Genomic DNA, 7,896 nt, shown 5'->3' with positions numbered 1-7,896 from the left:
CGGCGGCGCCCGGCGCCGAGCCACAGTTCGTGCGCGCCGCGCGCCGCAGCGCGTTCTGGCGCCACCCGGCCGTGCGGGGCGTGCTGGGCCTGCTGGCCCTGGCGCTGGCGGCCTTGCTGGCGGCGCAGGTGCTGCTGCAACACCGCGACGCGCTTGCTGCGCGCTATCCGCTGGCGCGCGCGGCGCTGCAGCAGTTGTGCATCCCGATGGGCTGCAGGCTGCAGGCGCCGCGCGACATCGCGGCCGTGGTCATCGACAGCTCCTCCTTCACGCGCGCCCACGGGGCGGCGGGCCGCTACGAGCTGCGCGTGGACCTGCGCAACACGGCAACCTACCCCGTCGCCATGCCGCAGCTGGAGCTGACGCTGACCGATGCCCAGGACCGGCCGCTGGTGCGCCGCGTGCTCGATCCGCAGCGGGAGCTGGGCGCTCCCGCGGAGCTGGATCCGGGCGCCTCCTGGGGCAGCAGCGTGGCCGTGCAGCTGGCCGGGCCGGTGGTTGTGGGCTACCGCCTGCTGGCCTTCCATCCATGACGAACGCGCGGCCGATGGCCGGCATCTCCCTAGCTTGAAAGGAAAATCCACCCCATGGCAGCGTTGATCTGCGGCTCCCTGGCCTTTGACACCATCATGAGCTTCGAGGGGCGCTTTGCCGAGCAGATCCTGCCCGAGCAACTGCACATCCTGAACGTGTCCTTCCTGGTGCCGACGCTGCGGCGCGACTATGGTGGCTGCGCCGGCAACATCGCCTACGCGCTGAAGCTGCTGGGCGGCACGCCCCTGCCCATGGCGATGCTGGGCAGCGACGGCGGCGAATACCTGGAGCGGATGCAGGCGCTCGGCATCGACACCCGCTTCGTGGGCCAGGCCGGCGATGCATACACCGCCCAGGCGATGATCATGACCGACCGGGACAACAACCAGATCACGGCCTTTCATCCGGGCGCGATGCTGCACGCGCACCGCAGCCGCATCGAGCCCGATTGCGGCGCCACGCTCGGCATCATCGCCCCCGATGGGCGCGAGGCCATGCTCGAGCATGCCGCCCAGTTCGCGGCGGCCGGCATTCCCTTCGTGTTCGACCCGGGCCAGGGCCTGCCGATGTTCGGCGGCGGCGAGCTGCGCGGCTTCATCGACCAGGCCAGCTGGGTCACCGTGAACGACTACGAGGGCAAGATGCTGTGCGAGCGCACCGGGCTGTCGCTGGCCGAGATCTCGCAGCGGGTGCGTGGCCTGGTCGTCACGCTGGGCGCGCAGGGCTGCGAGGTGTGGGAGGCGGGGCAGCGCACGCACGTGGCCGCCACCCCGCCCGCGGAGGTGGTGGATCCGACCGGCTGCGGCGACGCCTGGCGTGGCGGCCTGCTGTACGGGCTGGCGCACGGCTGGCCGCTGGTGCGCTGCGCCGCCCTGGGCAACCGCATGGGCGCGCTGAAGGTGGCGCAGCGCGGGCCGCAGAACTACCGTCTGGATTTCGACCCGCAGTCCGTCGGCTGATCTGCGTCGGCCCGCGCGGGGCGGGCCGATGGGCGCCGCCGCTGCTCCCCGATCAGGGCTTCGGGCCGCTCGGGAAGGGCCAAGCCGCCTGGGGAGCCAGGGTGGTCTGGGCCACGGGCGCGGGCGCGGGAGCCGCCGCAGCCTTGCGGGCCGGTGCCTTGCGTGGGGCGCCGCCGTTGGCCGCCGCGTCGGCCTTGGCCGCGGTCTTGCGACCGGCGGTCGCCGTGGTCTTGCCGGCCGCCCCAGCCGTCTTGGCAGCAGCCGGGGTGGCGGCCCGGGTTGCCGCGGCCGTCGACGCGCCTGCCTTGGTGGCGGCGGTCTTGCCACCGGAAGCCTTGGCAGGGGTCTTGGTGGCGGTCTTTGCCGCCGTCTTGCCTGCGGTCTTGGTGCCTGCCTTGGAGGTGGCCGGCGGCGCTGCCTTGGCCGTGCTGGTGGTCGCCGCCTGCTTCACGGGGGTGGTCGCCTTTTTCGCGGCGCTTTTCTTCGCCGTCGTGGCCGGGGCCGCAGCCTTCTTTGCCGTTGCGGCCTTGGCGGGCGCCTTCGTGCCCGCGGCCGCCGCCTTCTTCGTCGCTGCCGTGGTCTTCTTGGTGCCGGCCGTGCCCGCCGAGGCCGCGGCCTGCGCGGTGGCCGGGGCGGCAGTCTTCTTCACGGTCGCGGCCTTGCCGGCGCCCGCGGCCTTCTTGGCCGGTGCGGCCGCTCCCGTCGCGGCGGCCTTCTTCGTCGCAGCCTCGGCCGTGGCCTGCTTGGCGGTGGCCTTCCTGGCCGGGGTGGCTGCGGTCTTCGCAGCGGTCTTCTTCGCAGTTGCCATCATGTTCTCCTCGGGGTCGATTTGCAAAGAGCACGCAGCCACGCCCCTGGTGCGGACTGCGCGATCCATGGCAACGACGCTTCGTCCGCCACCACGAATGCTGGGAAAGGCACACGCTCCGGCCGGGCAGGGCCCTTGCCGGGAGGAATGTGCCGATGAAAAACCATGATCGCTTCGCTGTGCTTCTGGAAGAGCGGCCGTTCAGTCCCAGGACAGGGCGCCCCCGGTCTGGTACTCGATCACGCGCGTCTCGAAGAAATTGCGCTCCTTCTTGAGGTCGATCATCTCGCTCATCCAGGGGAAGGGGTTCTCTTCGTGGGGGAACAGCGCCGGCAGGCCGATCTGCGTGGCGCGCCGGTTGGCGATGTAGCGCAGGTAGCCCTTGAACATGGACGCGTTCATGCCGAGCACGCCGCGCGGCATGGTGTCCTCGGCGTAGCGGTATTCGAGTTCGATGGCCTGGTGGAACAGCGCCGTGATCTCGTCGCGGAACTCGGCCGTCCACAAGTGTGGGTTCTCCAGTTTGAGCTGGTTGATCAGGTCGATGCCGAAGTTGCAGTGCATCGACTCGTCGCGCAGGATGTACTGGTACTGCTCGGCCGCGCCGACCATCTTGTTCTGCCGGCCCAGCGCCAGGATCTGCGTGAAGCCGACGTAGAAGAACAGCCCCTCCATCAGGCAGGCGAAGACGATCAGGCTCTTGAGCAGCTTCTGGTCCGCCTCGGGCGTGCCGGTCTGGAAGGCCGGGTCCATGATGGCCTCGATGAACGGAATCAGGAACTGGTCCTTGTCGCGGATCGACTCGATCTCGTTGTAGGCGTTGAAGATCTCGGCTTCGTCCAGGCCCAGCGACTCGACGATGTACTGGTAGGCGTGCGTGTGGATCGCTTCCTCGAAGGCCTGGCGCAGCAGGAACTGGCGGCATTCGGGCGCCGTGATGTGGCGGTACGTGCCCAGCACGATGTTGTTGGCCGCCAGCGAGTCGGCGGTGACGAAGAAGCCCAGGTTGCGCTTCACGATGCGGCGCTCGTCCTCGGTCAGGCCCTGCGGGTCCTTCCACAGGGCGATGTCGCGCGTCATGTTGATTTCCTGCGGCATCCAGTGGTTGGCGCAGGTGGCGAGGTACTTCTCCCAGGCCCACTTGTACTTGAAGGGGACCAGCTGGTTGACGTCGGTCTTGCCGTTGATGATGCGCTTGTCGACGGCCGAGACGCGGCGGCTCTGGGCGGCGGCGGCCGTGACCGAGGGCGCCGCATGCGGCGCGGGCGCGGGGATCGCGTGCGCCTGCAGCTGCTGCAGGCGCGGCTGCGGCGCGTGGCCCGAAGGCAGGCCGGCGGACGCCAGGGGCTGCGAGGGTGTCTTGACTTCTTCGTCCCAGTTAAGCATGGCTTTTCCAGTGCTCCGATTATGGAAGCAGTGCTTCAAAAAGAAAAGCATCGAGGCGTTGCACGGCGGTGATCCCTTGTGCGTGGACTTGCGGTCTGTGGCTTCGATGCGGCGGATGGGCGGTGGCTGGCGCCGGCCTCACTGGCAGGCTTCGCAACCCGGGTCGTCGATGGCGCAGAACTGCACGTCGGTGGCCGGCACGGCGGCCGTGGCAGCGGCCGCGGCCGGATCGCTCGCGACGGCGTTGAGCTGGCGCTGGTTGACGGTGCTCATCTCCACGTGGCTGGCGCTCTGGGTGCGCAGGTAGTAGGTGGTCTTCAGGCCGCGCAGCCAGGCGAGCTTGTAGGTCTCGTCGAGCTTCCGGCCCGATGCGCCCGCCATGTAGATGTTCAGGCTCTGCGCCTGGTCGATCCACTTCTGGCGCCGGGCGGCGGCCTCGACCAGCCAGGTCGGGTCGATCTCGAAGGCGGTGGCGTAGAGCTGCTTGAGTTCCTGCGGCACGCGGTCGATGGGGGCGAGCGAGCCCTTGAAGTGCTTCAGGTCCATGACCATGACCTCGTCCCACAGACCGAGGCGCTTGAGGTCCTGCACCAGGTACTGGTTGACCACCGTGAACTCGCCCGAGAGGTTGGACTTCACCGACAGGTTGCCGAAGGAGGGCTCGATCGAGGCGTCGACGCCGACGATGTTGGAGATGGTCGCGGTGGGAGCGATGGCGACGCAGTTGGAGTTGCGCATGCCGTGCGTGGCGATGGCGCGGCGCAGCGCCTCCCAGTCCAGGCGCGCGCTGCGGTCCACCTCCACGTGGCCGCCGCGCTCCTGCGCCAGCAGCTCCAGCGAGTCCAGCGGCAGGATGCCGCGCGACCACAGCGAGCCCGGGTAGCTTTCGTAGGCGCCGCGCTCGCGCGCCAGCTCGGTGGAGGCCAGGTAGGCGTAGTAGCAGATGGCTTCCATGGACTCGTCGGCGAACGCCACGGCCGCGTCGCTGGCGTAGGGGATGCGCAGCGTGTAGAGCGCGTCCTGAAAGCCCATCAGGCCCAGGCCCACGGGGCGGTGGCGCAGGTTGGAGGCGCGCGCCTTGTCCACGGCGTAGTAGTTGAGGTCGATGACGTTGTCCAGCATGCGCATGGCGGTGGACACCGTGCGGCGCAGCTTGTCGTGGTCGATGCGCCCGTCCACCAGGTGCTGCGCCAGGTTGACCGAGCCAAGGTTGCACACGGCGATCTCGTCGTCGCTGGTGTTGAGCGTGATCTCGGTGCACAGGTTGGAGGAGTGCACCACGCCGACGTGCTGCTGCGGCGAGCGGATGTTGCACGGGTCCTTGAAGGTGATCCAGGGATGGCCGGTCTCGAACAGCATCGACAGCATCTTGCGCCACAGGTCGACGGCCGGAATGCGCTTGAAGAGCTTGATGGCGCCGCTGTCGGCCTGGGCTTCGTAGGCGGTGTAGGCGCGCTCGAAGGCTTCTCCGTACAGGTCGTGCAGGTCCGGGACGTCCGAGGGCGAGAACAGCGTCCACTGGCCTTTTTCCATGACGCGCTTCATGAACAGGTCGGGGATCCAATTGGCGGTGTTCATGTCGTGCGTGCGCCGGCGGTCGTCGCCGGTGTTCTTGCGCAGCTCCAGGAACTCCTCGATGTCCAGGTGCCAGCTCTCCAGGTAGCTGCACACCGCGCCCTTCCTCTTGCCGCCCTGGTTCACGGCCACGGCCGTGTCGTTGACGACCTTCAGGAACGGCACCACGCCCTGCGATTCGCCGTTGGTGCCCTTGATGCGCGCGCCGAGGGCGCGCACGCGCGTCCAGTCGTTGCCCAGGCCGCCGGCGAACTTGGACAGCAGCGCGTTGTCGCGGATGGATTCGTAGATGCCGCCGAGGTCGTCGGGCACGGTCGTGAGGTAGCACGAGGACAGCTGCGAGCGCAGCGTGCCGCTGTTGAACAGCGTGGGCGTGCTGCTCATGAAGTCGAAGGACGAGAGCAGCTCGTAGAACTCGATGGCGCGTGCGTCGCGATCGTCCTCGCGCAGCGCCAGGCCCATGGCGACGCGCATGAAGAACCATTGGGGCAGCTCGATGCGCCGCTTGTCCACATGCAGGAAGTAGCGGTCGTACAGTGTCTGCAGGCCGAGGTAGTCGAACTGCAGGTCGCGCTCGGGCCTGAGCGCCGCCGCCAGGCGCTGCAGGTCGAAGTCCTGCAGGGCGGGGGCCAGCAGCTCGTGCTCCACTCCGCGCTGGACGAAGGCGGCAAAGTGCTGGGCATAGGCGGCGCCCATGTCGGCCGGCGCGACCTCGCGGCCCAGCACCTCGCGCGCGACGCTGTGCAGCAGCAGGCGCGCGGTGGCGTGGCTGTAGCCGGGGTCGCGCTCGATCAGGGTGCGCGCCGCCAGGATGCTGGCGCGGTGCACCTCCTCCATGGGGATGCCGTCGTACAGGTTGCGCAGCGTCTCGGCGGCGATGGGCGCCGCCTGGACCTGCTCGCCCAGGCCCGCGCAGGCGCTCTCGATCAGCGCCTGCAGGCGCAGCAGGTCCAGCTCCACGCGCTGGCCGCCGTCGCGCACGAACAGGGTCGGCATCTGTGGCATGAGCTGTTGCTGGCGGTGCGCGCGCTCCTGCGCGCGGCGCTCGCGGTAGAGCACGTAGGCGCGCGCGACCTCGTGGTGGCCGCCGCGCATCAGGCCCAGCTCCACCTGGTCCTGCACGTCCTCGATGTGGAAGGTGCCGCCGGCCGGGCGCGAGCGCATGAGGGCGCGCACCACCGTTTGGGTGAGCTCGTCCACGATCTCGCGCACGCTGGCCGAGGCCGCGCCCTGGGCGCCGCGCACCGCCAGGAAGGCCTTCATCATGGCGATGGCGATTTTCTGCGGCTCGAAAGGCACGACGGCGCCATTGCGGCGGATGATCTGGTAGTGGCTCAGGGTCGAGGGCTGGGCCGCGCCCGGCAGGGGCGGGGTGGCAGGCGAGGGCGCCGGGCGGGGATGGTCCAGGGTGGGGGAGGGCATGGGGTTCCTTTCGGCGGTGGCGTGTGCATGGGGGATGCCAAGGCGCAGGCATGCCCCGGGGAAGCCAGGCGGAGGGGCCTGGACACTATATGTAGCGTTTTGCGTTCTTTTGAACGCTATAGGTAGTGTACGCCCAATCCAAGGCCCAGGGCCGCAAACGCGGTTCTTTCCTACAGGAGCGCCCGCCCCGCCCGCGCGCGCAGGCCACGGCGAGGCCGCCGCGGGAAGGGCGCGGGTGGGGTGTCAGGCGCCGGGGGGCAGCAACAGGCCGCGGCCCGCCAGGGCGCGGGACAGGCGGCTCCAATCGAAGCCCGCCCCCGGGTCCTGCTTGCGGCCCGGGGCGATGTGCTCGTGGCCGGCGATGTAGCGCAGATGGTGGCGCCGCAGCAACGCCGCGCACAGGGCAAGCAGGGCGGCGTATTGCGCCGCCTCGAAGGGGCGGCCCTCGATGCCTTCGAGCTCCACGCCGATGGAGTCGTCGTTGCAGTTGTCGCGTCCGCGGTAGCGCGAGCGGCCGGCGTGCCAGGCGCGGCGGTCGGTGCCGACGAACTGCCAGAGCGTGCCGCCGCGCTCGATGAAGAAGTGGCAGGACACTTCCAGCCCGCGCATCGCCGCGAAGTACGGGTGCGCGTCCCAGTCGAGCCGGTTGGTGAACAGCTGCTGCACGCAGCCCGTGCCGTACTCGCCGGGCGGCAGGCTGATGGAGTGCACGACCAGCAGGTCGACCACGGCGCCGGCCGGCCGCGCACCCTGGTTGGGCGAGGGCAGGGCGCGCGCCGCGCGCAGCCAGTCGCCCCGCCAGCCGGGCAGGGGTTCAGGCGCCGTCATCCGGGGCGTCGCCCCCCTGCGGCAGGGGAATGTTCAAGCGCTCGATGCGGTAGCGGATCTGGCGCAGGCTGATGCCCAGGCGCGCCGCCGTCGCCGTGCGGTTGAAGCCGGCCTCGTGCAGGGCGCGCACCAGGATCTCGCGCTCGCGCTGGTCCAGCCAGCCCTGCAGGTCGCTGGGCAGCGGGACTTCGCCCGCAGGCCCGCAGGGAGCGGCAGCGCCCGCGGCGGGATCTGCGCAAGGGAGAGGGGGTGCGGCGGAGGGCGTGACTTCGCCCGAGGGCGGCTCGACGACCAGCTCCTGCCCGTCGCTCAGCGCCACCGCACGGTGCAGCAGGTTCTCCAGCTCGCGCACGTTGCCGGCCAGTGGGTGGCGGGCGAGCGCCG

7 protein-coding genes are annotated in these 7,896 nt (G+C 70.1%); 2 read left to right on the top strand and 5 right to left on the bottom strand.

Translation table 11 applies throughout. The features are described 5' to 3' along the window. Both A612_RS02995 and A612_RS02990 read left to right on the top strand, forming a co-directional pair. The coding region (locus A612_RS02995) for a DUF3426 domain-containing protein (protein ID WP_019373116.1) at positions 1–533 on the top strand (533 nt) is incomplete at its 5' end. A 54-nt stretch (positions 534–587) separates the two neighbouring features. Further along, positions 588–1,493 carry a carbohydrate kinase family protein gene (locus A612_RS02990; RefSeq protein WP_019373115.1) on the top strand — a complete coding sequence of 302 codons (906 nt, stop codon included), beginning with the start codon at positions 588–590 and terminating at the stop codon, positions 1,491–1,493. Positions 1,494–1,545: 52 nt separating this feature from the next. On the opposite strand, the gene A612_RS02985 is transcribed toward A612_RS02990, so the two are convergent. The 5 genes from A612_RS02985 to A612_RS02965 all read right to left on the bottom strand — a co-directional run. Next, positions 1,546–2,301, bottom strand: a complete 756-nt coding sequence (locus A612_RS02985; RefSeq protein ID WP_040435775.1) for a hypothetical protein — start codon at positions 2,299–2,301, stop codon at positions 1,546–1,548. 201 nt (positions 2,302–2,502) lie between these two features. Next, positions 2,503–3,687, bottom strand: coding sequence for a ribonucleotide-diphosphate reductase subunit beta (locus A612_RS02980; protein WP_019373113.1), 1,185 nt, complete (start codon positions 3,685–3,687; stop codon positions 2,503–2,505). 138 nt (positions 3,688–3,825) lie between these two features. After that, a complete protein-coding gene (locus A612_RS02975; RefSeq protein ID WP_019373112.1) occupies positions 3,826–6,684 on the bottom strand; it encodes a ribonucleoside-diphosphate reductase subunit alpha in 2,859 nt (952 codons plus the stop codon). 243 nt (positions 6,685–6,927) lie between these two features. Next, entirely contained in the window at positions 6,928–7,512 is a 585-nt protein-coding gene (gene ampD / locus A612_RS02970; protein WP_019373111.1) for a 1,6-anhydro-N-acetylmuramyl-L-alanine amidase AmpD, read from the bottom strand. Then, on the bottom strand, positions 7,499–7,896 hold a 398-nt coding region (locus A612_RS02965; RefSeq protein ID WP_040435771.1), incomplete at its 5' end, for a helix-turn-helix domain-containing protein. The genes A612_RS02965 and ampD, both read right to left, overlap by 14 nt.

This window comes from Melaminivora alkalimesophila, assembly GCF_000282995.1.
Lineage (GTDB): Bacteria > Pseudomonadota > Gammaproteobacteria > Burkholderiales > Burkholderiaceae_C > Melaminivora > Melaminivora alkalimesophila.
The sequence above is the reverse complement of the archived record's forward strand: the minus strand, read 5'-3'. Positions and strand labels throughout refer to the sequence as shown.

What these genes read in the sequence shown, in the direction of transcription:
- ampD (WP_019373111.1), bottom strand. Translation starts at nt 7,512, where the DNA reads ATGACGGCGCCTGAACCCCTGCCCGGCTGGCGGGGCGACTGGCTGCGC.
- A612_RS02990 (WP_019373115.1), top strand. Translation starts at nt 588, where the DNA reads ATGGCAGCGTTGATCTGCGGCTCCCTGGCCTTTGACACCATCATGAGC.
- A612_RS02985 (WP_040435775.1), bottom strand. Translation starts at nt 2,301, where the DNA reads ATGGCAACTGCGAAGAAGACCGCTGCGAAGACCGCAGCCACCCCGGCC.
- A612_RS02980 (WP_019373113.1), bottom strand. Translation starts at nt 3,687, where the DNA reads ATGCTTAACTGGGACGAAGAAGTCAAGACACCCTCGCAGCCCCTGGCG.
- A612_RS02975 (WP_019373112.1), bottom strand. Translation starts at nt 6,684, where the DNA reads ATGCCCTCCCCCACCCTGGACCATCCCCGCCCGGCGCCCTCGCCTGCC.